This window comes from Streptomyces mesophilus (genome assembly GCF_040300965.1).
Lineage (GTDB): Bacteria > Actinomycetota > Actinomycetes > Streptomycetales > Streptomycetaceae > Streptomyces > Streptomyces mesophilus_A.
This window is the reverse complement of record NZ_JBEPEW010000009.1, coordinates 88,639-110,279: the sequence shown is the minus strand read 5'-3', so window position 1 is coordinate 110,279 and position 21,641 is coordinate 88,639. Positions and strand designations below refer to the sequence as shown.

21 protein-coding genes and 2 rRNA genes are annotated in these 21,641 nt (G+C 70.1%); 5 read left to right on the top strand and 18 right to left on the bottom strand.

Annotation, left to right across the window (positions count from 1 at the left end):
• Both ABT367_RS05965 and rrf read left to right on the top strand, forming a co-directional pair.
• Positions 1 to 138, top strand: a 23S ribosomal RNA gene (locus tag ABT367_RS05965); the annotation flags it as partial.
• Between the two features lie 101 nt (positions 139 to 239).
• Positions 240 to 356: ribosomal RNA gene (gene rrf / locus ABT367_RS05960) — 5S ribosomal RNA — on the top strand.
• A gap of 62 nt (positions 357 to 418) precedes the next feature.
• Here rrf and ABT367_RS05955 read toward each other — a convergent pair.
• The 4 genes from ABT367_RS05955 to ABT367_RS05940 are packed head-to-tail and all read right to left on the bottom strand — an operon-like array spanning position 419 to position 4,127.
• Entirely contained in the window at positions 419 to 1,087 is a 669-nt protein-coding gene (locus tag ABT367_RS05955; protein ID WP_352250010.1) for a response regulator transcription factor, read from the bottom strand.
• The gene (locus ABT367_RS05950; RefSeq protein ID WP_352250008.1) at positions 1,084 to 2,364 is read right to left on the bottom strand and encodes a sensor histidine kinase; all 1,281 of its coding nucleotides are present in this window, start codon (positions 2,362 to 2,364) and stop codon (positions 1,084 to 1,086) included. The genes ABT367_RS05955 and ABT367_RS05950 overlap by 4 nt, the downstream gene beginning before the upstream one ends.
• A gap of 24 nt (positions 2,365 to 2,388) precedes the next feature.
• Positions 2,389 to 3,192, bottom strand: a complete 804-nt coding sequence (locus ABT367_RS05945) for an ABC transporter permease (protein WP_352250006.1) — start codon at positions 3,190 to 3,192, stop codon at positions 2,389 to 2,391.
• Complete coding sequence (locus ABT367_RS05940) at positions 3,189 to 4,127, bottom strand: ABC transporter ATP-binding protein (protein ID WP_352250004.1); 939 nt, start codon at positions 4,125 to 4,127, stop codon at positions 3,189 to 3,191. The genes ABT367_RS05945 and ABT367_RS05940 overlap by 4 nt, the downstream gene beginning before the upstream one ends.
• A 162-nt stretch (positions 4,128 to 4,289) precedes the next feature.
• On the opposite strand from ABT367_RS05940, the gene ABT367_RS05935 reads away from it, so the two are divergent.
• The gene (locus ABT367_RS05935; protein ID WP_352250002.1) at positions 4,290 to 4,835 is read left to right on the top strand and encodes a GNAT family N-acetyltransferase; all 546 of its coding nucleotides are present in this window, start codon (positions 4,290 to 4,292) and stop codon (positions 4,833 to 4,835) included.
• A 68-nt stretch (positions 4,836 to 4,903) separates the two neighbouring features.
• On the opposite strand, the gene ABT367_RS05930 is transcribed toward ABT367_RS05935, so the two are convergent.
• Both ABT367_RS05930 and ABT367_RS05925 read right to left on the bottom strand, forming a co-directional pair.
• Positions 4,904 to 5,491, bottom strand: a complete 588-nt coding sequence (locus tag ABT367_RS05930) for an NADPH-dependent FMN reductase (protein ID WP_434975408.1) — start codon at positions 5,489 to 5,491, stop codon at positions 4,904 to 4,906.
• Between the two features lie 59 nt (positions 5,492 to 5,550).
• The gene (locus tag ABT367_RS05925) at positions 5,551 to 7,083 is read right to left on the bottom strand and encodes an MFS transporter (RefSeq protein ID WP_352250001.1); all 1,533 of its coding nucleotides are present in this window, start codon (positions 7,081 to 7,083) and stop codon (positions 5,551 to 5,553) included.
• Positions 7,084 to 7,206: 123 nt separating this feature from the next.
• On the opposite strand from ABT367_RS05925, the gene ABT367_RS05920 reads away from it, so the two are divergent.
• Complete coding sequence (locus ABT367_RS05920; RefSeq protein ID WP_352249999.1) at positions 7,207 to 7,827, top strand: TetR/AcrR family transcriptional regulator; 621 nt, start codon at positions 7,207 to 7,209, stop codon at positions 7,825 to 7,827.
• Here the strand turns inward: ABT367_RS05920 and ABT367_RS05915 are convergent.
• The 10 genes from ABT367_RS05915 to ABT367_RS05870 form a co-directional block, all read right to left on the bottom strand.
• Positions 7,824 to 9,368: a type VI secretion protein gene (locus ABT367_RS05915; protein ID WP_352249998.1), complete on the bottom strand. Its 1,545-nt coding sequence runs from the start codon at positions 9,366 to 9,368 to the stop codon at positions 7,824 to 7,826. The two genes, ABT367_RS05920 and ABT367_RS05915, sit on opposite strands and share 4 nt — an antisense overlap.
• Position 9,369: 1 nt before the next feature.
• Positions 9,370 to 10,803 (bottom strand): ATP-binding protein, encoded by a 1,434-nt coding sequence (locus ABT367_RS05910; RefSeq protein ID WP_165335291.1) that lies wholly within the window; start codon positions 10,801 to 10,803, stop codon positions 9,370 to 9,372.
• 32 nt (positions 10,804 to 10,835) lie between these two features.
• Positions 10,836 to 12,386: an SCO6880 family protein gene (locus ABT367_RS05905; protein ID WP_352249996.1), complete on the bottom strand. Its 1,551-nt coding sequence runs from the start codon at positions 12,384 to 12,386 to the stop codon at positions 10,836 to 10,838.
• Positions 12,383 to 13,714, bottom strand: a complete 1,332-nt coding sequence (locus ABT367_RS05900) for a hypothetical protein (protein ID WP_352249994.1) — start codon at positions 13,712 to 13,714, stop codon at positions 12,383 to 12,385. Before ABT367_RS05900 ends, ABT367_RS05905 begins: the two co-directional genes overlap by 4 nt.
• Positions 13,704 to 14,552 (bottom strand): hypothetical protein, encoded by an 849-nt coding sequence (locus ABT367_RS05895; RefSeq protein WP_352249992.1) that lies wholly within the window; start codon positions 14,550 to 14,552, stop codon positions 13,704 to 13,706. The genes ABT367_RS05900 and ABT367_RS05895 overlap by 11 nt, the downstream gene beginning before the upstream one ends.
• Positions 14,553 to 14,754: 202 nt before the next feature.
• A complete protein-coding gene (locus tag ABT367_RS05890) occupies positions 14,755 to 15,063 on the bottom strand; it encodes a hypothetical protein (protein WP_187819562.1) in 309 nt (102 codons plus the stop codon).
• 297 nt (positions 15,064 to 15,360) lie between these two features.
• Positions 15,361 to 15,633 carry a hypothetical protein gene (locus tag ABT367_RS05885; protein ID WP_352249990.1) on the bottom strand — a complete coding sequence of 91 codons (273 nt, stop codon included), beginning with the start codon at positions 15,631 to 15,633 and terminating at the stop codon, positions 15,361 to 15,363.
• A 61-nt stretch (positions 15,634 to 15,694) separates the two neighbouring features.
• Positions 15,695 to 16,414: an LppU/SCO3897 family protein gene (locus ABT367_RS05880; protein ID WP_352249988.1), complete on the bottom strand. Its 720-nt coding sequence runs from the start codon at positions 16,412 to 16,414 to the stop codon at positions 15,695 to 15,697.
• 107 nt (positions 16,415 to 16,521) lie between these two features.
• Positions 16,522 to 16,833 (bottom strand): DUF397 domain-containing protein, encoded by a 312-nt coding sequence (locus ABT367_RS05875; RefSeq protein WP_352249986.1) that lies wholly within the window; start codon positions 16,831 to 16,833, stop codon positions 16,522 to 16,524.
• Positions 16,834 to 16,840: 7 nt separating this feature from the next.
• On the bottom strand, positions 16,841 to 17,692 hold the full coding sequence (locus tag ABT367_RS05870) for a helix-turn-helix domain-containing protein (RefSeq protein WP_352249984.1): 852 nt from the start codon (positions 17,690 to 17,692) through the stop codon (positions 16,841 to 16,843).
• 156 nt (positions 17,693 to 17,848) lie between these two features.
• Here ABT367_RS05870 and ABT367_RS05865 point away from each other — a divergent pair, with 156 nt between their 5' ends.
• On the top strand, positions 17,849 to 18,262 hold the full coding sequence (locus ABT367_RS05865; protein WP_352249982.1) for an ATP-binding protein: 414 nt from the start codon (positions 17,849 to 17,851) through the stop codon (positions 18,260 to 18,262).
• Positions 18,263 to 18,373: 111 nt separating this feature from the next.
• Here the strand turns inward: ABT367_RS05865 and ABT367_RS05860 are convergent, their stop codons facing one another.
• The gene (locus ABT367_RS05860) at positions 18,374 to 18,775 is read right to left on the bottom strand and encodes a hypothetical protein (RefSeq protein WP_352249980.1); all 402 of its coding nucleotides are present in this window, start codon (positions 18,773 to 18,775) and stop codon (positions 18,374 to 18,376) included.
• Positions 18,776 to 18,909: 134 nt separating this feature from the next.
• Positions 18,910 to 21,630, bottom strand: a complete 2,721-nt coding sequence (locus tag ABT367_RS05855; RefSeq protein WP_352249978.1) for a LuxR C-terminal-related transcriptional regulator — start codon at positions 21,628 to 21,630, stop codon at positions 18,910 to 18,912.
• Positions 21,631 to 21,641: the final 11 nt, after the last annotated feature.

The following is a 21,641-nucleotide window of genomic DNA, read 5'->3' as shown; positions in this document are numbered from 1 at the left end:
AAGCCTGCTTCGAGATGAGTATTCCCACCCCCTTTGAGGGGTTAAGGCTCCCAGTAGACGACTGGGTTGATAGGCCGGATGTGGAAGCCCTGTAAAGGGTGGAGCTGACCGGTACTAATAGGCCGAGGGCTTGTCCTCAGTTGCTCGCGTCCACTGTGTTGGTTCTGAAATAATGAACAACACGCCTCCCGTCCTGGGCCACAGGAGGGTTGAGGCATCGGTTCAGAATTTCATAGTGTTTCGGTGGTCATAGCGTGAGGGAAACGCCCGGTTACATTCCGAACCCGGAAGCTAAGCCTCACAGCGCCGATGGTACTGCAGGGGGGACCCTGTGGGAGAGTAGGACGCCGCCGAACTAATTTTAAAGAAAAGGCCCCCGCACTTTGTGCGGGGGCCTTTTTGTGTTTCTGCACTCGCTTCAGGAAGGCTTCACCAAACGGGTGTCATAAGCGAGGATCACCGCTTGGACCCGGTCCCGTGCCCCCGTCTTCGCCAGGATGCGGCCCACGTGGGTCTTCACCGTCGACTCCGCGAGGTGGAAGCGTTCCGCGATCTCCGAGTTGGTCCAGCCCTGGCCGATGACCGTGAGGATCTCCCTTTCCCGGTCGGTGAGTTGAGTGATGCGGGAGTCCTGGGCGGCCGCTTCCGGCTCGCCCGGCTTCGGCAGCTTCTCCGCGTACGCGTCGAGGAGCCGGCGTGTGAGGCTCGGGGCGACCACCGCGTCCCCCGAGGCCACGGCGCGGATGCCGGCGAGGAGTTCCTCGGGCTGGGCGTCCTTGACCAGGAAGCCCGAGGCTCCGGCCCGCAGACCCGCGTACGCGTACTCGTCCAGGTCGAACGTCGTGAGGATCAGGACCCGGGTGCGGTCGCCGGCCGCGACGATACGGCGGGTCGCCTCGATGCCGTCGAGGCCCGGCATACGGATGTCCATCAGGGCGACGTCCGGGCGGAGTTCGGAGACCAGGCGGACCGCCTCGGCGCCGTTGGACGCCTCGCCCGCGACCGTCAGGTCGTCCTGGCTCTCCAGGAGCATGCGGAAGCCGAAGCGCTGCATGGGCTGGTCGTCGACGATGAGCACGGTCGTCACGGAGTGGGGCCTTCCGGGGACTGAGACAGGGACGGAAGCGAGGGCGGGATCGGCATGCGGAGACGGACCCGCCAGCCGCCGGCCTGCCGGGGTCCGGCCTCAAGTGTGCCCTGATAGAGGGCTGTTCGCTCCCGCATCCCGGCCAGTCCACGGCCGGTCCCGTCGGGATCAGGTGCGCCTCCGCGGCCGGTGTCCGTGACGGTCACCGTGACCGCGTCGGCCGCGTACGAGACGAGTACCTCGGAGGTCGCCGAAGGGCCGCCGTGCTTCAGGGTGTTGGTGAGGGCTTCCTGGATGACGCGGTAGACCGACAGCTCCATGCCAGGGGGCAGTGCGGCCGGTGAGCCCTCGACCGTCGTACGGACGGGGAGTCCTGCCGAACGTACGCCCTCGATGAGGGAGTCGAGGTCGGAGAGGGCCGGTGCGGGGGCCAGTTCGGCGGCGGGGGACTCCTCGCGCAGGACGTCCAGGAGCCGGCGCAGTTCGGTCAGGGCCCCGCGGCTGGTGGTGCCGATGGCCTCCAGGGCCTGCACCGCACGCTCGGGGTTCTTGCGAGCCGCGTACGCGCCGCCGTCTGCCAGGCCCGTGATGACCGAGAGGTTGTGGCCGATGATGTCGTGCATCTCGCGGGCGATACGGGTGCGTTCGGTGGCGGCGGCGAGTTGGGCCTGCTGGTCGCGTTCGATCTCGAGCCGGCGCGCGTGCTCGACGAGCGAGGCGAGGTGCTCCATACGGGAGCGGACCGCGATGCCGAGGAGCGCGGTGAGGATGAAGCCCCAGACCGCGGGGCCGAACGAGCCGTCCCAGGCCGCGAGTGGATAGCGCAGGGCCCCGGGGACCAAGGGGAGGAGGACCACCGCGGCGGCGGGGACGAGCTGCTTGAGCGGGCGGTGCACGGCCAGGTTGAACACCGCGATGAGCTGGGCGAAGTGGGCCTGGAGGATGGCCCCCGTCCAGCCGTTGGCCAGCGCGAAGGGTGCTGTCGCGAGGAGGACGGCCATGGGGTGGCGGCGGCGCCAGTAGAGCGGGATCGTGAAACCCAGGCTGAGGACGAGGAGCTGCCAGTCCGGCACGTTCAGGTTCTGGGCGATCATGCGCCAGCCGCTGCTCGCGTAATCGGTGAGTGCGGCACCGACCCAGAACACCGTGACGACGAGGTCCCACACCCACGGCCTGCGCCGGTCGAAGACGCGGATGCGCTGCAGGAGTTGCTGCAGCGGGCGGGTGGACGAGAGGGCGTCCGCGGCGCGGACGCCCCCTCTCTGCTGATCGGTCACGGGATCATCCTCCGTCACGGCAGGTCATACGTCCCGTCGCTTGAGGAAGAGCGCGGCGACGGCCACCGAGCCGACCGCCCACAGCACCAGGGCGATCAGGGACGCGGCCGGCGAGGGCGCGCCCGCGATGGTGTCGAGGGCGCCCACGTTGCCCGCGGCCTGCACCGGGAAGTACTCGATCGCGGTGTCCACGGCGTCGACGGGGATCATGGAGACGACCTCGGGCAGGATCATGACGCCGCCGACGAAGGCCGAGATGCCGCCCGCGACCGAGCGGAGCACGGCGCCGAGCCCGAGCGCGAAGACCGACAGGGCCGTGATGCCGGCGGCCACCCCCAGGAGGGAGGTGAGGACGCCCGGGTCGGTGAGGGCGGCCTCCTGGTCGGTGCCGGCCAGGAAGACCTGCCCCAGCGGGTAGGCGATCAGGCAGGTCACCAGGGTCAGCGGGAAGACGATGGCCGCGAGGACGGCGGCCTTCGACCACAGGACGGGCACCCGCTTGGGCACCGCGGTGAGCGAGGCGCGGATCATGCCGCTCGTGTACTCGCCCGCGATCATCAGGACACCGAGGACCGGCAGGGAGATCTGGGCGATCTGCGTGCCCGCCAGACCGATCCCGATCGGGTCGACGAACTCCCGGTTGCCCGTGTCGTAGTTGGCGGAGACAAGCAGCCCGAGGCCGATGATCATGACTGCCGAGGAGAGCAGCGTGATCCAGGTGGAGCGGACCGTCCAGAACTTGTGCCATTCGGAGCGCAGCACCCGGGCGGACGTCACGGCGTAGGAGGACGTGGTGCGGGCCGGCCGGGCGATCGTGGCGGTGCTCATGCTGCGTGTCCCTTCACGGAGGTCTCGGAGATCACAGTGGCGTTGTACTCGACCGAGTCGCGGGTCAGGTCCATGAAGGCCTGCTCCAACGAGGCGGCGCGCGGGGTGAGTTCGAAGAGGGGGATGCCGTGGGCGGCGGCGGTGCGGCCGATCTGCTCGGCGTCCGTGCCGCGCACGTCCAGCGTGCCGGGGCTGTCGCTGGTGACCGTCACGGAAGGGCCCGCCAGGAGCGCGGCGAGTTCCGTGGCCGAGGGCGTGACCACCTTGACGGCTCCGGCGCCTGCTTCCCGTACGAAGGAATCCACCGTGGTGTCCGCGAGGAGCTTGCCGCGGCCGATGATGACCAGGTGGTCGGCCGTCAGGGCCATCTCGCTCATCAGGTGCGAGGAGACCAGGACCGTACGGCCTTCCGCGGCAAGGGACTTGAGGAGGTTGCGGATCCACAGGACGCCCTCGGGGTCGAGGCCGTTGACCGGCTCGTCGAGGATCACCGTGGCCGGGTCGCCGAGCAGCGCGGCCGCGATGCCCAGGCGCTGGCCCATGCCGAGCGAGAAACCCTTGACGCGCTTGCCCGCGACCTCGGTGATGCCGGCCAGGTCGAGTACGTGGTCGACGCGGGAGCCCGGGATGCCATGGGTGAGGGCCAGGGCGATCAAGTGGTTGCGGGCGCTGCGGCCGGGGTGGACCGAGCGGGCCTCGAGGAGGGCGCCGACCTCGGTGAGCGGGGCGGCGTGGCCCGCGTAGGAGCGGCCGCCGAGGGTGGCGGTGCCGCGGGTCGGGGCGTCGAGGCCGAGCAGCATCCGCATCGTGGTGGACTTGCCGGCTCCGTTGGGGCCGAGGAAGCCGGTGACGGTGCCGGGCTTGACCTCGAAGCTCAGGTCGTCGACGACGGTCTTGTCGCCGTACTTCTTGGTGAGTCCGTTGGCTCGAATCATGTCTACGACGCTAAGGAGCGCGAGCCGTCGTTCCGTCGGACCGGGGACGGGAACTTCGCCGTGCGCGTAGTACCCGGGTACGACGGGTGCGTGATACCTGCTCGGGGACGCATGCGTGATACCCGCTTGCGGTCCGCACGGAGCTGCGGCGACGATCTCCGTATGAGCTATGAGATACGCCCCGTACGGGCCGAGGAATGGCAGCAGGTCAAGGAACTGCGGTTGCTCGCGCTGCAGGACCCGGCCGCACCCATCGCCTACTTGGAGACGTACGAGGCGGCGCTCGGGCGCCCCGACAGTTTCTGGCAGGAGCGTGCGGCGGGCAATTCCCACGGCACGGACGGGCGGCAGTTCGTGGCCGTCGCGGCGGACGGCAGCTGGGTCGGGGCGACGGTGGCGATCGTGGAGCGTGCGGGGACCGAGGACTTCTTCGGCACCGAGATGCCGGTGACCGGTACGCACTTCGTGGGTGTCTACGTGCACCACGACCACCGGGGCAGCGGTCTTGTGCAGCGGCTGTTCGAGGCCGCCGCCGAGTGGTCCTGGTCGGTCGAGGGTGTCGAGAGGGCGCGGCTGTTCGTCCACCAGGACAACCACCGGGCGCAGGCCGCGTACAAGAAGATCGGCTTCGAACGCAGCGGAGGGGTCGTCCCTTTGCAGGCCGACCCCTCGAAGCTGGAGTACGAAATGGTGCTCAGCAAGCCATAGCGCAAGCCACAGTGCAGGCCACAGCGGAAGCCACAGTGCAGGCCACAGCGGAAGCCACAGCGCAGGCCTTAGTTGTACGGACGCTCCGCGCGGCCCGCGCGGAGCGTCCGGGCCCACCAGTCCAGCTGGTCCAGCATGGTCTTGGCCGCGCCCGCCGCACCCTGCGGGTCGTGCGCCTTGCCGTCCTCGCCGAAGTGGTCCCAGGCCTGGTGGAAGCTGACGCCGTCGCGGATGGTCACGCAGTGCACCTCGGCGAAGACCTGGCGCAGGTGCTCGACGGCGCGCAGACCGCCGGAGACACCGCCGTACGAGACGAAGCCGACCGGCTTGGCGTTCCACTCGGTGCGGTGCAGGTCGATGAAGTGCTTCAGCTGGGCCGGGTAGCTGTGGTTGTACTCGGGGGTGACCACCACGTAGGCGTCCGCGGCCTCGACCCGCGCGGCCAGCTCCACCAGGGCCGGGGTGCGCTCCGTACCCCAGTCGGGGTGGCAGGCCGGCAGCTCCAGGCCGGCGACATCGATCACGTCGAGCTCGGCGCCGGAGTGCTGCTCGGCGAGCGCGGTGAACCACTGGCCGACCGTCGGTCCGAAGCGGCCCTCACGGGTGGAGCCGACGATCACGGCGAGGCGGTAGGGCGTGGTGGACATGGTGGACATGGCGGGAACTCCTCTTGGTCAAGTGTGTTCGATATACGGACAGTTGAAGCGAGGGGCGATCAGCGAGTCTGCAGTGTTGTGGGTTTCGCCAGCGGTGCCGGGTCGGTGTTCGTACGGTCGGTGCTCCGGGCGCCGGGCCGTGTGCCCGTCCGGGTCAGCGCCGCCACGGCCAGCGCGAGTACGGCCACGAGAGCGGCCACCGCCCACAGCCCGAGCCGCATCGACTCGCTGAACTGCTCGGCCTGTAGGGCCTCCTGGGCCACCCCCGACGAGATCCGCCCGGCCGCCTCGGGTGAGCCGGCCCGCGCTTCGAGCAGCGCGAGCAGCAGGGCGCCGAAGACCGTGAGCATCACCGCGCCGGTGCCGCCCCGGACCGTGTTGAGGAAGCCCGAGGCCATTCCCGTACGGGAGGAGTCGACCGCGGTGAGCGCCTGGGCGTCGATGATGCCGAAGGAGAGCCCGGTGGCGGCGCCGAGGACCAGGACCGGGGCGGCGAGCGGGGCGGTGCCCATCCCCGGGTGCAGGACGGCGCCGAGCCAGATATTGCCCGCGGCGATCAGGAGCAGGGAGGTCAGGAGCAGCGTGCGCACGGTCACACCGCGGTTGACCAGCCGCGCGCCGACCTGGGGCAGCACGGCCATCGGGACGCTCAGGAAGAGCAGCACGAGTCCGGCTTCCCGTGCGCTGAACCCGCTGGTCCCTTGCAGGTACGTGGGCAGGAAGACCATGGCCGCCCCGGTGCCCGCGCCGAGCGCGAAGGAGCCGAGGGGCCAGGCGATGAACTTGCGGTTGCCGGTCAGGGAGATGTCGAGGATGGGCCGGCCGCCCGCGGCCGCGAGCCGTCGCTCGAGGCGTACGAACGTGACGAGCAGCCCGAGTCCGAGGGCCAGCGGCAGCAGGGTGGCGAGTGACCCCCAGCCCTGCTGCGGACCCTGGGTGATCGCGAAGAGGGTGAGGGCGAGACCGGAGATGAAAGTGGCGGCTCCCGCCTTGTCGACCTTCGGGCGTACGGCGGCCCGCGCGTCCGGCAGGACGACCGAGCCGACGAGGATCACGGCGCCCACGGCCGCGTAGGCGAGGAAGGTGGTGCGCCAGCCGAGGGCGTCCACGATCGAACCGGAGACGGTCGGCCCGAGCGAGAGGCCGACGGATCCCGTGGTGCCGGCCAGCGCGAACGCCTTGGTGCGGGCGGGCCCTTCGAAGATCGTGGCGAGCAGCGCGGTGCCGGTGGCCATCACGCCGGCCGCGCCGATGCCCACCATGATGCGGGCGATGTCGAGCAGCAGGATGTTCTGGGCGGCGGCCGAGGCGACGGTGCTGACGGTGTAGAGGAGCGCGCCGAGCGAGAAGAGCCGGCGGCGGCCGTAGAGGTCGCCGAGCGAACCGGCCACGAGCATGAAGGAGGAGGCGGCGAGGAAGTAGCCGGTCACCACCCAGTTGAGGGCCCCGCCGCTCGCGTCGAGGTCGGCGCCGATGCTCGGCAGGGCGACGGTGGTGCCGGACATGGCCATCGGGAGGGTGAAGAGGCCGAGGAGGACGACGGCCAGAGTGGTCCTGCCCCTGTGCGCCGGGGTGTGCGCTGCGGTTGCCATGGCGATAAGCTACAACGAGCGTTGTAGTTATTACAACGGTCATTGTAATTTTCGGGTCAAGCTAGGTTGAGGTTTGGCGTGGTGAATCAGGGTGGAACCAGGCAAAAGCCTTTGCGTAAGGGGATGTTGGAGAAGCGGCAGGCGATCCTGAAGGGCGCCCGTGCCGTCTTCGGGCGCGACGGCTACACGCGGGCGAGCATCGACGCGATCGCTGCGGAGGCCGGGGTCTCCAGCCGTACGCTCTACAACCACTTCGGCGACAAGGAAGGGCTGTTCCGCGCGGTCCTGATGGACAGCTCCGTCGCGGTGACCACGGCCCAACAGGCGCTCCTTGAACGGCACTTCCACAAGTTCCGCGACCCCGCTACGGATCTGTACGACCTGGCCGTCGAGTGGGTCGGCGGCACCGAGACGCACCCCGAGCACTTCGCCCTCGTACGGCAGATCGTCGCCGAGGCGAACCGGCTGCCGCTCGACGTACTGCGGGAGTGGCAGCGGATCGGGCCGAAGGCGACGCGGGCGGCGCTGCGGGAGCACCTGCTCGAGGCCGGCCGTGCCGGGCTGCTCGCCATCGACGAGGAGAACGCGGACCGGGCGACGCGGCACTGGGCGCTGTTCACTGCGGGCGCCGTGCAGATCGAGTCGGCGCAGGGCGCGCTGCCGTTGGAACCCGAGGCCTTCGAGCGGCTCGTCCGCGAAGGGGTCGAGCTCTTTCTCCAGCTGTACGGGAAGCAGGCGGCCTAGACCGGCAGTTCGGCGTCCGGCCAGCGCGAGCGGCCCTGCTCCCGCGAGCGGAGCAGGGCCAGTGTCACCAGACCCTGGTGTTCGGTGCCGGGCGTGAGCAGCTCCGGGAGCTGGGGAAGCGGAGCCACCGCGGCGACATCGTCCAGTACCAAGGTCAGTGGTGGGTCGAGGCGACCGGCGGATGACCGTTCGGCCATGCGCCGGCCGCGCTCGACCACGCTCGACACGAGTGCGGTGAGCAAAGGCATGGCACCGGGCTGCGTCCGTGGATCCTCGATGGCTTCACCCACCACGTAAAGCGTGCCCCCTTCGTCGGCGAAGGAATCCAGGGTGAGGGCATCTGTTCGGTTGGGTGTGCACGCCTCGCGGATGTGGATCGAGAAGAGCGAGGATAGGGCGCGGGCGGTCAACTCCTGTGCCATGTCACGGCGTTCGGGGTGAGCGGTGAGCTCGGCCTCGAGTTCGCCTGCCGAGCCGGGTGCGGCTTTGGTGTGCGTACGGAGCGTGCGGACCGCGTCTTGGACGTTGCTGCCCTGGGCCCAGCGGTGGACGTGCTTGAAGGCGCGGCTGTCGAGGGCGGCGGCGTGCAGGTAGCTGCGCAGCAGCGTCTCCGCGGTGGCGGCCGTGGCCGCGTCCAGCTTGGCGGTCGGGCGGACCGGGGCGAGCAGGGCCTCGGCTCGCTCCCGTGCGGTCTGCTTGTCCTCGCAGCCGACTGCGGGGTTCCAGTGCATACGGGCCGGGGTGTCGCAGAGGTGGCCCGGATCGTAGAGGAGGACGGGGCCGAGCTTGGCCCGGGCGTCCTTGGTGTCCTCCCAGACGGTGGGGTCGCTCGTGACGATGACGGCTGCGCCCTCGGCGTCCTGAATCGCCTGTACGGCAAGGGGTTTACGGGTCTGCGGGTCGCCCAGTACGAGCGGCTTGCGCTGCCGTGGGAAGGCGGACGGCCCCTCCGGGGCCGGTGCTTCCGGTGCCTCCGGCACCCGCTCGACCGATGCCTCCAGCACCCGCTCGACCGGCGCCTCCGGCGCCAAGGGCACTGACGCCTCCGGCGTCACGGGCTGCTCCGCGATTCCGTCGCGGGAAGGAGAGGGGATCCCCCTCTCCACGTCCCCGTCGGCTGGGGAGGAGGCGAGCCCGGAAGAACCGGCGGCAGCCCGCTCGCGAGCACGTACAGCACGCCACCGCGTCCACGTCCCCATCACGAACACCGTGAGGACCACGAGCACCATCGCCTGGCCGATCACCAGGCCCCACATCAGCCCGTACCCGGAAAGCTCCGACGCGGGGGTGGTGGGCCAGGCACCGGCCACGTCGTGCGGCGCGGCCACCAAGTGCCTTATCGCCAACGGCGTCCGCCCGAAGGACACACCCGAAGGCCAGGACCCGTGCGCGAGCAGCCCCGCGAACCCGGTCGCCGTCCACACGAGGACCGAGAGGCCGAGCACGAACGCGAGCAGCCCCACGAGCAGTCCGTCAGGGATGCCTCCGCCCGACTCCGGTCTGCGGTCCCGGTGGTACCCCCGCTCATGCTCGTATCGCATCTCACGCCACCGTGGACTCTGAGGACGAACCCATCTGCTGCGACCCCATCTGGTACTCCATGGCCAACGCCCGCTCCTCCGCCTCCCGTTCGGCGGCGAGGAGTTCCTCGGAGGCCGAGGCGACCTGGTCCGCACCGGATTCCGTCATGGCCCGGTCGGTGTACACCAGCGGCCGTTCCATCTCGGTGATGAGGTGCTTGACGACTTGGACATTGCCGTTGACGTCCCAGACCGCGATACCGGGGGTCAGCGTGGGAATGATCTCCACGGCCCAGCGCGGCAAACCAAGAACCCTTCCGGTGGCCCGCGCTTCATCCGCCTTCTGGGCGTAAATCGTGCGTGTGGACGCCATTTTCAGGATGGCAGCCGCTTCCTTGGCCGCCGCACCGTCCACCACATCCGACAGGTGGTGCACCACGGCCACGAAGGAGAGGCCGAGCCGCCGGCCGAACTTGAGCAGCCGCTGGAACAGCTGTGCCACGAAAGGCGAGTTGATGATGTGCCACGCCTCCTCCACCAGGAAGATGCGCTTCTTGCGGTCGGGCCTGATCCACGTGTGCTCCAGCCACACGCCCACGATCGCCATCAGGATCGGCATGGCGATCGAGTTGCGGTCGATGTGGGACAGGTCGAAGACGATCAGCGGGGCGTCCAGATCGATGCCCACCGTCGTCGGCCCGTCGAACATGCCCCGCAGGTCACCGTCGACCAGGCGGTCCAGGACCAGGGCGACGTCCAGGCCCCAGGCCCGTACGTCCTCGAGCGCGACGTTCATCGCCTCGGCCGACTCCGGCTCCGGATGGCGCAGTTGCTCCACGATGTCGGTCAGGACGGGCTGGCGTTCCACGATCGTCTCGTTGACGTACGCGTGCGCGACCTTCAGGGCGAAGCCCGAGCGCTCGTCGAGCCCGTGGCCCATCGCGACCTCGATGATGGTCCTCAGCAGCGCGAGCTGACCGGTGGTCGTGATCGAAGGGTCGAGCGGGTTGAGCCGGATCCCCATGTCCAGGGCGGCGGTCGGGTCGAGCCGGATCGGCGTTATGCCCAGCTCCTGGGCGATGAGGTTCCATTCGCCCACCCCGTCCTCACCCTGCGCGTCGAGCACGACCACCTGACGGTCGCGGAACCTCAACTGCCGTAGGACATACGTCTTCTCGAGTGCCGACTTGCCGTTGCCGGACTCCCCGAGCACCAGCCAGTGCGGAGCCGGCAGCTGCTGCCCGTACAACTGGAAGGGGTCGTAGATATAGCCCTTGCCGGAGTACACCTCGCGGCCGATGATCACGCCCGAGTCTCCGAGCCCCGGGGCGGCCGTCGGGAGGTAGACGGCCTGCGCCTGGCCGGTGGAGGTGCGGACGGGCAGACGGGTCGTCTCCACCTTGCCGAACAGGAAGGCGGTGAATGCATCCGTGATCGCTGTCAGCGGATCGCGCATGAGTGGGCCCCTTACGACGGCTTCGGCGGCGGCTAGCGGCGGATGCCGGTCGCGAACGGCAGCGTGTTGACGAAGGCCCGGTGGTGCTCGCGGTCGCACCACTCCAATTTGAGATAGGACTTGCCGGCCGAGGCGCGGATCGTCCGCTTGTCCCTGGCCAGTGCTTCGGGGTTACGGGAGGACACCGTGATGTAGCCGACCAGGTTGACGCCCGCTGCACCGCTCGCGAGGTCCTCGCCGCGCTGGTCGAGGCGGGAGTGCGCGGCGATGTCACGGGGGTCGACCGTGCGGTTCATCTTCATCTGACGGGAGGCCTCGGCCTCGTCGTTGGTCTTCTCGGTCAGCATCCGCTCGATGGCGATCTCGGTGGGTTCGAGGTCCATCGTCACGGCCACGGTCCGGATCACGTCCGGGGTGTGGACGAGCAGCGGGGCGAGGAAGTTGACGCCGACCGGCGTCATCGGCCACTCCTTCACCCAGGCCGTCGCATGGCACCAGGGCGCACGCGTCGAGGACTCCCGCGTCTTCGCCGTCAGATACGTGGCCTCGCGGGCGTCCAGCTCGGCCGGCCAGGCATTGCGCTTGGTCATGGCCTGGATGTGGTCGATCGGGTGGTCCGGGTCGTACATCGAGTGCACGAGGGAAGCCAGCCGCCCCTGCCCGAGCGGCTGCCGTACGCGGATGTCCGCCTCCTGCAACCGCGAGCAGATGTCCGTCAGCTCACGCGCCATGACCACGGCGAGCCCGGCGTCCTTGTCCACCTTGCGTCCCGCGAGCGGCCGCGTGGCCTTCGCCATCGCCGCCGCCTCGGCCGCCAGCTCCCGGCTGTAGTGCATGCACGCCACCAGATAGGCCCGGTGCTGCTCACTGCTGGTCGACACCATGGACTGCAATTGCTCGTACGAGTCCTGCAACCACACCGGCGCCCTCTCGTCCCCGCGTACGGCCACGTCCTTGGCGTGCGCGTCGGGGTCGGCGGGCAGGGTGCGGGCGAGCATCTGGAGGCGGGTCACGAAGCCGTCGCCGTTCGCGACATGCTTGAGCAGCGTGCCGAACCGGTCGACCAGGGCCTCCTGGTCCTCGGAGTCCCGCAGGCCGACGCCCGGTCCCTCGATCTCGATCGCCGCCGTCACCGTACGGCGGTCGGCATGCAGCAGTACGGCGATCTCGTCCGGGCCGAAGGGCGCGGCGAGCCAGGTGATCCGGCCGATCCCGGGCGGCGGACCGACCTCGATCTCGCGTCCGTCCATCCGCACACCGGCCTCGGGCGCACCGGAGCGGTAGGCGGTGCCCTGGCGCAGGGTGCGCTTGTAACTACGGTTGATCTCGAACCACTTGAAGATCGTGCGGCCCTTGTACGGGACGTACACCGCGGCGAGCGCGAGCATCGGGAAGCCCATGAGCAGCACGATCCTGAGGCTGAGCACGGGCACGAGGAGCCCGCACATCATGCCGAGGAACGCGCCCGCGATGATCAGTGCGATCTCGCCGGTCTCACGGTTCTTTCCGATGATCGCGTTCGGCCGGGCACGGCCGATGAGATAGGTGCGGCGGGGCGTGACCGTATGGGACTGGGTCGTCAACGCCCTTCACCTCCCGAGCGGTTGCTGGTGCGGCTTGCTGTGCTTCCTGCGGGTCCGGCTCCGCGCGAGCTGTGGGTGCCCGTGCTCGGAGTCGTACGGGGAGGGGGTGCGGCGGAGGGGACGGTTCCGCCGCCGTTGGATCCGCGGCTGCTGTGCGCGGCGACTCCGCCGGAGGCGGGGTTGGCGGGCCTGGCCTGGCCGCCCTGGTTGTTGTCGCCGCCACGGCCGCGCGAGCTGTGGGTCTTGATGCCCTGCGAGACGAGGGCGGCGGGCGAGGAGATCACGGCCGCGGCCTTGTTCTCGGCGCCGCGCATGATGCGGTTGTTGCGGCCGGCGGCGATCTCGTCGCCGAAGCCGGGCACGAAGCGGTAGATCATCGCGCTGGCGAAGATGGCGAGCAGGATGATGCTCAGGCCGGAGACGACGGCGGAGAACGCGTTCGGGCCGTCCTCGTCACTGAGCGCGCCCGCGAGACCGAGCACGATGACGATGACCGGCTTGACGAGGATCACCGCGATCATGATCCCGGCCCAACGCCGCACGTGGCCCCAGAGGTTCTTGTCGACGAGCCCCGCGTACACGACGGTCCCGAGCAGGGCGCCCACGTAGAGGAGCGCGGCCCGGATGACCAGCTCGAGCCAGAGGATTCCGGCCGCGAGGATCGACACGAGCGAGACGACGATCAGCATGATCGGGCCGCCGCCGATGTTCTCGCCCTTCTTCAGGGCCTCGGAGAAGGTCCCGAAGAACGTGTCCGTCTGATTCCCCGTGGCCTGCGCGATGGCATCGGTGATGCCGTCGGTGGCGGAGACGACCGTGTAGAGGATCAGCGGCGTGAAGGCCGAGGCGAGGACCGTCAGCCAGAGGAAGCCGATGGCCTCGCTGATGGCCGTGGTGAGGGGGACACCTCGTACGGCCCGCTTGGCCACGGCGAGCAGCCACAGAAGGAGGGTGAGGATGGTGGAGGCGGCGAAGACGACGGCGTAGCTCTGGAGGAACTTGTCGTTGGTGAAGTCGACTTCGGCTGTTTTCGACACGGCGTCGCTGAGCTTGTCGACGGTCCAGGAGGCGGCGTCGGCACAGCCCCTTGCGAGCGAGGTGAGGGGGTCGAGGGTGTTGAGGGCGTCGTCGGCGGGGGTCTTGGGGGCGTCGGATGAGCCGGACTCGCCCTCCTCGCAGTACTTCTTGGCCGGACCGATGAGAAGGTCGCACGGGCTGTCCGTGGGGTCCGGCGCTGCGGCCGCCCGGGAGGCGAGCAGGATCGCGGCGGCCTGAACCGTGACGGCGACAGCTGCCAGGGATCGGATACGGGAGCTCTTACCGGGCATACGTGAACCCTCCGTACTGCTCGACGGCTTCGCTGATGTCCTTGGACGTCGAAGCGGGCTCGTCCCCGGGAACGGGCGTGGGCCCGTCCTTCTGGCTGTCGTTCACGATGCGCCAGTCACCGTCGGTCCACGTGAGCTCGAAGGTCCAGGTCTTCCACGTGGTGCGGACGGGATCCGTCGAGTTCGTACCGGACATCCCGATCAGGCCGGTGTACCAGACCTCCACCGTTGCGCTGTCGGCCGAGCTCTTCACCGCCTTCGTTCCGACCGGCATCGTCCGCGAGACAAACGTGCTGCCTTGAGGAGCCTTGCCGTTCTCGTCGAGCCCCAGCTTGGCCAGGAACTCGGGCGAATAGGCCTTGTCCATCGGGCCCTTGAGGTCACTCGCGGACTTCTGCGTATAGATCGAGTCGACGATCTCGTGGCGACTGGCCTTGTTGAACATGCCGTCGCCGCCCAGTACGACCGCGTAGTTCGCCGCCGCGCTCTGCGCACCCTTCGCGTTGTGGGCGAACCCCGCCGGGACCCCTCCGCGTTCGCCGGACACCGGCCTCTCACCAGACGCCGCCGTCGGATTGGCCTCCGGCCCCGAGCCGCCGGAGCCCGAGTCGTCGGAGGGGTCACCCCCCTGATTGGCAAAGGCAATCGCCGCGATCAGCAGCACCACCACACCGACCACCGTGACCAGGGAACGTGAGGCCCGGGCCGGGCGGCGGGGCGCTCCGTAGCTGTCGCCGTCGCCCTCGGGCAGTCGCGTCCGCGTCGTTCCCGTACCGCCGTAGAAGACGCCGTCCTCGGGACCGGGACGATCGTCGTCGTAACCGCCGCCAAGACTCATGACGCGTACGCCCCCTCAACCGATTGCAGAACCGCGCAGTACGACGGTAGCCGTGCCGGTCGCCGCGTGTGCGCGGAGTGGTGACTGGACATCAGGGAGACGCAACCTCAGCCGGTGGGCACGACGGACGAATGGGAATGTGGCCGGGAACAGTCGGTGGTGCCCCGGTCGGCGACTGCGAACTCGGGTACGGGGGAGGCGTCTAGACGGCCATCCCGTACACGATCGTGAAGAGTGTGCCGAGCGATCCGATGATGAAGACGCCCGTGAGGCCGGCGACGATCAGCCCCTTGCCCTGCTCGGCGCTGAAGGTGTCCCGGAGGGCCGTCGCGCCGATGCGCTGTTTCGCGGCGCCCCAGATCGCGATCCCGAGACAGATGAGGATGGCGATCGCCATCACGACCTCGATCATCACGCGGGCTTCGCCGCCCAGACTCCCGAACGGCCCCCAGTCGGGGGCGATCCCGCCGATGATCGTGGTGATGTCGCCCTTTTCGGCTGCCAGAAGCATGTAACTCACCGCCCCTTGTGGGTAGTTCCCGCACCCCCTGCCGGTGCGCAGAGGCCAGGCATCATTGTCTCCGAGATTTGCCCGGCGCATGTCGACTTACGGCCATCAGTTGCCAGAGTTGTCCCGGAGGCGTGCCGGACCGACGAATACCGCCCGGTACTCCCCTTGGGGGGAGACCCGGGCGGTATACGGCGTTCCGTATGGTCACTCTGTGTATCACGGGTGGTGACGTGGGGCAATGAGCTGACGTGGCGGCGGAACTCGTGCCCTTTGGGCGCGTCCCTCGTTACCTCCGGCTCAGCGCTGGACCACGATGACGCCCGCCGCGGCGGCGATCACGGCGAACGCGCCCAGGAAGCGGCCGATCGCGGGGTTGGGGCGCGAGCGCTCCTTGACGATGACGATGCGCAGCCGGACCTCGTTGCCCGCCAGGTAGGCGGGGATCAGGTCGCCTTCGCGGCAGGGCGGGATCTGGAAGGTGGCGTCGATGCCGCTGCCCTGGACGGGCAGGTCCACGCCGGTGGCGGCCTGCTCGGCCGTGATCGTGATCGGTATGACCTTGGGCGCCATGCGGTTTCTCCCCCGGGGATGGGTGCGGGACGGCCCGATTGCCGTACGGCCCGAGCGGTGGTCAGCTGCGGGCGTAGGAGCCGATGCCCTCGAGGCAGTAGACGTACTCGCTGATCACGGCACCGTTCATCGTGTACTGCGAGGAGAAGGCGTACTGGGTCTTCGGGTTGGCGTTGCACTCGTTGAGGTCCGAGGTCATCGGGAAGGTCTGGATGACCTTGTAGTGCGCGTCGCTCGCCGAGCAGTCGACCTCCTCGACGTCGTTGACCTCCTGTGCGGTCTCCGAGTCGGGCAGGGTGCCGTTGAGGCAGGTGCCTTGGTCGTACGGGTCCGGGGCCGGGCTCTCGGACGGGGACGGGCTGTCCGTGGCCGGGTCGCTCGCAGCCGGGGTGGAGGCGGCGGTGGTGGGGCTGTCCGAGCCGGTGTTCTTGCTGTCGTCGTCATCGCCCAGGTTCATGGCGAGGAGCAGTCCGCCGGCGACGGCGACGGCCAGCACGGTCTTGATGACCGCGGTCCTGGCCCGCGAACCGGCCGAAGGGCCGGTCCGGGCCGGCGCTCCGTAGGGGTTCGCGGGCTGCTGCGCCCCCGGGCCCGCGAAGATATCTATCTGGATCTTGAGGATGACCTCCGCGGCGCCGACCGTCATGCGGATCTCGTCACCGTGGCGGCACGGCGGGATCTGCAGGGCGATCCGCTGCCCGCCCTGGTCGACCTCGAACAGGGCGCCGGTTGTGGCCTGTTGGGGGGTGAGCGTGACGGGGATGACCTGCGGCTGAGGCATGGCGGGCTCCTGGGGTCGCGATCCTGGGGACGGTGGCAGGATTCTGGACCACGGCCTCGCGCGGAAGCGTTCGCTCCGCCCACTCGGTCACCGAGCTGTTCCGATCGTTACGTCGCGGTGGCATGCGGGGTGTCTACGACGTGGTCGAACTCCCCTGCGCGGACGCCCTCTTGGAAGGCGCGCCACTTGTCTGTCGTGGTGGTGACCGGGCCCAGGCGAACCGTTCCGTCGGGGGCGGTCGGGGCGGGGGCGCCGGCCTTTATGTCGGCCAGGAGGCCGGCGAACTCGGTCTTGGGCATGCGGAGTACCACGCCGCTCGGATCGGCGCTCTCCATGAGCAGGACGGCTGTGTCTTCGGCGGCGACGTGGACGCAAGACTCGCCCTGGCCGCAGTAGGACGACTTCTGCCAGTCGGGCATGGTTTCCTCACAGTTCTTTGCGGATGGCGTGGATGAGGTCACGGGACTGCGTGGCGTTGAGGGCCACGGACGTCATGCGGTCGAGCAGGAGACGGTAGGACTCCAACTGGGCTTCGGCGTCCACCAGTACAGGGCCGTGGGACTGGTCCAGTGACACGGTGTCGAGTTGAGGGACAGGGCCCGACACGTAGTAGATCGTCTGCCCCGACCCCGGGTAGGCGCCGATCGCGAATGGGATGACCTGAACGGCGATGTGCTTGCGGTCGCTCTGGTCCAGCAAGTGCTGGAGCTGCTGCTTTGCGACGGACGTGCCGCCTACCGGTACGCGGAGCGCCGCCTCGTGAACGATCGCCCGGAACGGGGTGGGCGGTTCGCGGTCGAGGACAGCCTGACGCTGGAGTCGGTAGCCGACGCGGTGTTCGAGGTCGGAGCGCGTGAACTCCGGGACCACTTGGCGGAAGATCTCGCGTGCGTGATCCGTGGTCTGGAGCAGCCCTGGAATGTGCGCGGTCGTGGCGGAGCACAGTCGCGTGGCGTGGTGCTCCAGCTCGGCGATGTCGAGGAGTGCGCCGGGCAGGTGATCCCGGAACGTTTCCCACCACCCGCCCTTCCGCTCCGTGGCCAACTCGACGAGCCCGTCGAGGTAGTCCTCGTTGCAGCACCGATAGATGCGGGCCAGCGACCGCAGACGCTCAGGGCTGACGCCGAATCGGCTCGCTTCGATGTTGCTCAACTGCGCCTGGCTTACGCCTAGCTCGCGCGCAGCTTCCGTCGCGGACAGGCCGGCGCGTTCCCTGAGTCGGCGCAGTTCCGTGCCCAGTCGGAGGCGCCGGACGGAGGCGGCGGTACGCGGAGCCATGGCTCAACTCCCTTGTCACCCACACGAATGAAGACATAAAGCGATTGCGAGATCCGCAAATAGTTTATGTCACTCTGAGTCCACCGGAAGAGAACCGCGGACGCCGCGGCAGAGCCACCGCATCCCTCAACCACCCGACCGGAAAGGACACTTCAGATGGCAACCGTAATGCCAGCTCCCTGGGCATACACCCTCCAACTGCCCCACGACCCCCGCGCCCCCGGAATCGCCCGCGCAACCCTCCGCGCGATCCTCCACACGTACGAACTCGACGAACTCACCCCCACCGCGGAGCTGTTGGCCAGTGAGCTGGTCACCAATGCGCATCTGTATGGGGAGGGCGGGCCGTACGGGCTGCGTGTCGGGGAGCGGCCCGGCGGTGGGCTGCGCGTCGGCGTGTGGGATGCGAACCCGCAGATCCCACCCCCGTTCGTCGGCGTTCCCGTGCAGGCGCCGCAAGGCGAACGCGGGCGGGGGCTCCTGCTCGTCCAGGCCTGCGCGGACCGCTACGGGGCGTACACGCTGCAACAACCCGGCAAGTACCTCTGGGCGGACTGCGCCCGTCCGTGAGCGCGCGGCAGGGTGCGACCGGTGAGCGCGGCCAAGCGATCGTTGACGGGGTCGTCGTTGTTCCGGGCCGACGGCTGATCGAGGTGGACGCGTGCTGTCCGGGCAGCACGTCTAGGGGCGAGCATCCATGCGGTGGATGAGTTCGCCGTCGGGGCCGAAGACCTCGATGAAGTAGCCCTTCTTGAAGGACGCCCCCTCCTTCGTCGTCAGGTGGGTGGTGACCGAGATGTTCTGCCGGCGGAAGATCGCGTCATCGGGATCCGTGTTGCGGGTCCGGATGACCACCCGGGGCACGCCTTCCGGTCCGTCCTCGACCTGGATCCCGTACACGTCAGGGTCCCCGCCGGCCGCCGTGTAGCGCTCGGCCAGGGCCGCGGCGTCCTGGGGAGCGGCCGTGGACGTCGGGCGGGGCATGGCTTGCTTTCCCGGTTCCTCCGTGCAGCCCACCAGCAGCACGGCTCCCGCCACCGCCGTCAGTGCCGCGCGGGCGCCCCATCGCAATGTGTGCTCCATCGCCAACTCCTCTGATCCGTAAGGATTTGGCGACCCTACGCGAGGCCCGCCGCGCCGCGGGGGCAGGTCCAGTTGGGCCGCAGAACCGGGCAGAGACATCCGCTCAACAGCTCGGCCCACCAACGGGACACCGCTCAGGGCCGGGACCCGCTCGTGCCTGACGGGTCGAGTACGTGGGCCAGTTCGGCGCGGCTGGTCACTCCGAGCTTCGAGCACAGGCGGTACAGGTGGCCCTCCACCGTACGGACGGAGAGCGTGAGGCGGTCCGCGATCTGCTGGTTGCTGTGGCCCGCCGCCGCGAGGAGGGCGATCTCGCGTTCGCGGCGGGTCAGGGGAAGGGGGCGGGCCCATGCCAGCAGGGCCGGGGTGCGCAGACCCTGACAGTCCGTGGCGAGACGGTCGGCCGCGGCGGACTCCGTACCCGCGGACCCCGTACGGCCGGACCGGTGGAACGCACTCGCGGCCTGGGCATGCGCGTCCGCCGCCGCGGCCGGGGCGCCGGAGGCGGCGAGGGCGAGGGCGGCCGCGCGCAGTGCCTCGCCGTCGTCCGCGAGCAGCGCCGCCGCATGGCGTGCGGCGCCTTGGGCCGCCGGCCCCTCCACGTCCCGCGCCAGCACGGCGAGCCGCTCGGCCGTGGCCCGGCTCGTGTCCCCGAGACGCACTGCGCAGTGCAGTGCCCACACTTCGTACGCGAAGTGGCCCCGTGCGGCGGCCAGTTCGGCGCCCCCGCGGGCGTGACGCACCGCCTCGCTGAGGGCGCCCTCCGCGGCAGCCGTCCAGGCCCGCGTCACCCACAGCTCCGGATCGCGTACGGCGAAGACCGGGCTGTGCGCCGCTTCGGCCTGGGCGAGGGTGTGCCCGGCCGGCCCCGCCTGGCCGAGCAGCGCGCGGGCGCGGGCCAGGGCCACCAGGGAGAACTGAAGGAATCCGCCCGCGTTGCCGTGCTCGCGCAGCCCGCCGACGGCGTCCCGCAGCAGTCGTTCGGCGTCACCCGGCCTGCCCTGTTCGAGCATGGCCTCGCCGAGGACGCAGTGGGAAAGCTCCGCGCCGAACGGGATGTTGAGGTCCCCTTCCCCGTACGACTCGGCCAGGGCCACCGCCTCGGCGGTCCGTCCCGCCAGCCACTCCCCGGCGACCTCGGCGAGCGACAGCGGGGTGCGCAGATAGCCGAGCTGCCAGGAGCGGGCCATCGCCTCCCGCGCCTTGGCCGCCGCTTCCCGCGCCTGGCCGCCGCGGCCGCGTATGCCATGGGCGATGGTGCGGGTGAGGTGGGCGAGCAGGACCGGTTCGGGCTCCTCGGCCCCCGCCGCCGTATCGGTGTCGCGCAGGGCGTCCGCGTCCCCGGTCGCGCCGAGGACGCCGAGGTAGGAGCGGATCGCGGCGAGGTGGCGGTGGGCTACGGGATCCCGCAGCCGTGCGCTGGTCGCCGCGAGCGCGCCGTGGGCCGCCGCCGCGTCCTCGGCGATGAGCGCGAGGCCCATGATCTGCGGTACGGCGGCCTGGACGTGCTCCAGGTCGGTGCGTGCCAGGCCGGCCAACCGGGCCAGTTCCGCGGCGAGTTCCCCGGTCCGGGTCTGTGCCGCGACGGCCGTGGCGATGACGAGTTGTGCGGGGAATCCGCCGCCCGCCGCGAGGGCGGCCCGTGCGAGGCGTTCGGCCAGGGGCATGTCGGCGAGGAGCGCCGCCTGCTGGGCCGAGCGCAGGGAGAGCGTCGGGTCGGGCGGCAGATCCGAGTCGAGGCGGAGCAGGGCGCGGCGCAGCCGGGGCGCGGTGGGCTCGTCCCAGGAGTAGGTGCCGGAGCTGCTGTCCGCGCGGGCCGTGCCGGGAGGTTGGATGGCGCGGGCCACTGTGCTGCCGGGTTCGAGGGCGCGGGCCAGCGTGCCGCGCAGCCGCCGTCCGCGCAGCGTGCCGAGCCCCGCCCGGCGGACCTCGCCGTACAAGGGGTGCGCGAGACGGGCGTTGAGCCGGCCGTCCTCGTCCTGCGTGACGGTGACGAGACCGCGCTCCTCCGCGGCCTCGACCGGATCCACCGCTCCTGGTGGCACCAGGCGGCTGAGCAGCCGGATGTCGAGCGGTTCGCCGAGGGCGAGGAGGTCGACGATCTCCCGTACGGCATCAGGGAGTTCACCCATGCGTGCCGCGATCAGGTCGACCAGGGTGGGGGTCACCATGGGGACGCCCTTCCAGCGCCAGGTCTCCGCCGCCTCGTACAGACCGCCGGCCGCCCGCTCGCCCTCGACGAGGTGGCGCAGGAACAGGGCGTTGCCCTCCGTCAGGCGCCACAGCCGTTTCGCCGAGACCGAATCGACGGGACCGCCGAGTACCGAGGCGAGCAGCTGTCCGCACTCCGTGAGGTCGAGCGGCGGGACGTCGAGCCGCCGCAGCCGTCCGCTCTGCCACAGCCCGGACACCGCTTCCGGTACGGGCTCACCGGAGCGGACCGTCAGGACCAGACCGACGGCTCCCTCGAGCGCCAACTGCTGGACCAGGAGCGCGGACAGCTCGTCGAGCAGCTGCGCGTCGTCCACACCGACCACGAGCCCGCCCCGGCCCGCGCCCCGGCACAGCGCCTGCCGCGTGCGGTGCAGGGCCTCGGCCGCTCCGGTGTCCACGGGCGCGGCCCAGGTGGCGAAGGCGCCGAGGGGGACGGCGCGGGCGCCCGGGGTGCCGGCCGCCCAGTGCGTCAGGGCGCCGCGCCGGGCGGCCCCGGCCACGGCCTCTCTGGCCAGGCGGGTCTTGCCGACACCCGGCGGTCCGATCAGTACGGTTCCGACGGGGTCGCGCCCCGCTTTGAGCGTGTCCTCGATGGTACGTAAGTGCTCGGAGCGGCCGGTAAGCGGCCAATCGGGCGTCACGCACCGAGCAT

Excerpts from the sequence above, each read along its gene's own strand:
- ABT367_RS05890 (WP_187819562.1), bottom strand. The coding sequence starts at position 15,063 with ATGCTTCTGGCAGCCGAAAAGGGCGACATCACCACGATCATCGGCGGG.
- ABT367_RS05880 (WP_352249988.1), bottom strand. The coding sequence starts at position 16,414 with ATGCCTCAGCCGCAGGTCATCCCCGTCACGCTCACCCCCCAACAGGCC.
- ABT367_RS05940 (WP_352250004.1), bottom strand. The coding sequence starts at position 4,127 with ATGATTCGAGCCAACGGACTCACCAAGAAGTACGGCGACAAGACCGTC.
- ABT367_RS05860 (WP_352249980.1), bottom strand. The coding sequence starts at position 18,775 with ATGGAGCACACATTGCGATGGGGCGCCCGCGCGGCACTGACGGCGGTG.
- ABT367_RS05915 (WP_352249998.1), bottom strand. The coding sequence starts at position 9,368 with ATGCGATACGAGCATGAGCGGGGGTACCACCGGGACCGCAGACCGGAG.
- ABT367_RS05895 (WP_352249992.1), bottom strand. The coding sequence starts at position 14,552 with ATGAGTCTTGGCGGCGGTTACGACGACGATCGTCCCGGTCCCGAGGAC.
- ABT367_RS05920 (WP_352249999.1), top strand. The coding sequence starts at position 7,207 with ATGTTGGAGAAGCGGCAGGCGATCCTGAAGGGCGCCCGTGCCGTCTTC.
- ABT367_RS05925 (WP_352250001.1), bottom strand. The coding sequence starts at position 7,083 with ATGGCAACCGCAGCGCACACCCCGGCGCACAGGGGCAGGACCACTCTG.
- ABT367_RS05945 (WP_352250006.1), bottom strand. The coding sequence starts at position 3,192 with ATGAGCACCGCCACGATCGCCCGGCCGGCCCGCACCACGTCCTCCTAC.
- ABT367_RS05865 (WP_352249982.1), top strand. The coding sequence starts at position 17,849 with ATGGCAACCGTAATGCCAGCTCCCTGGGCATACACCCTCCAACTGCCC.
- ABT367_RS05935 (WP_352250002.1), top strand. The coding sequence starts at position 4,290 with ATGAGCTATGAGATACGCCCCGTACGGGCCGAGGAATGGCAGCAGGTC.
- ABT367_RS05930 (WP_434975408.1), bottom strand. The coding sequence starts at position 5,491 with ATGTCCACCATGTCCACCACGCCCTACCGCCTCGCCGTGATCGTCGGC.
- ABT367_RS05910 (WP_165335291.1), bottom strand. The coding sequence starts at position 10,803 with ATGCGCGATCCGCTGACAGCGATCACGGATGCATTCACCGCCTTCCTG.
- ABT367_RS05885 (WP_352249990.1), bottom strand. The coding sequence starts at position 15,633 with ATGGCGCCCAAGGTCATACCGATCACGATCACGGCCGAGCAGGCCGCC.
- ABT367_RS05875 (WP_352249986.1), bottom strand. The coding sequence starts at position 16,833 with ATGCCCGACTGGCAGAAGTCGTCCTACTGCGGCCAGGGCGAGTCTTGC.
- ABT367_RS05870 (WP_352249984.1), bottom strand. The coding sequence starts at position 17,692 with ATGGCTCCGCGTACCGCCGCCTCCGTCCGGCGCCTCCGACTGGGCACG.
- ABT367_RS05900 (WP_352249994.1), bottom strand. The coding sequence starts at position 13,714 with ATGCCCGGTAAGAGCTCCCGTATCCGATCCCTGGCAGCTGTCGCCGTC.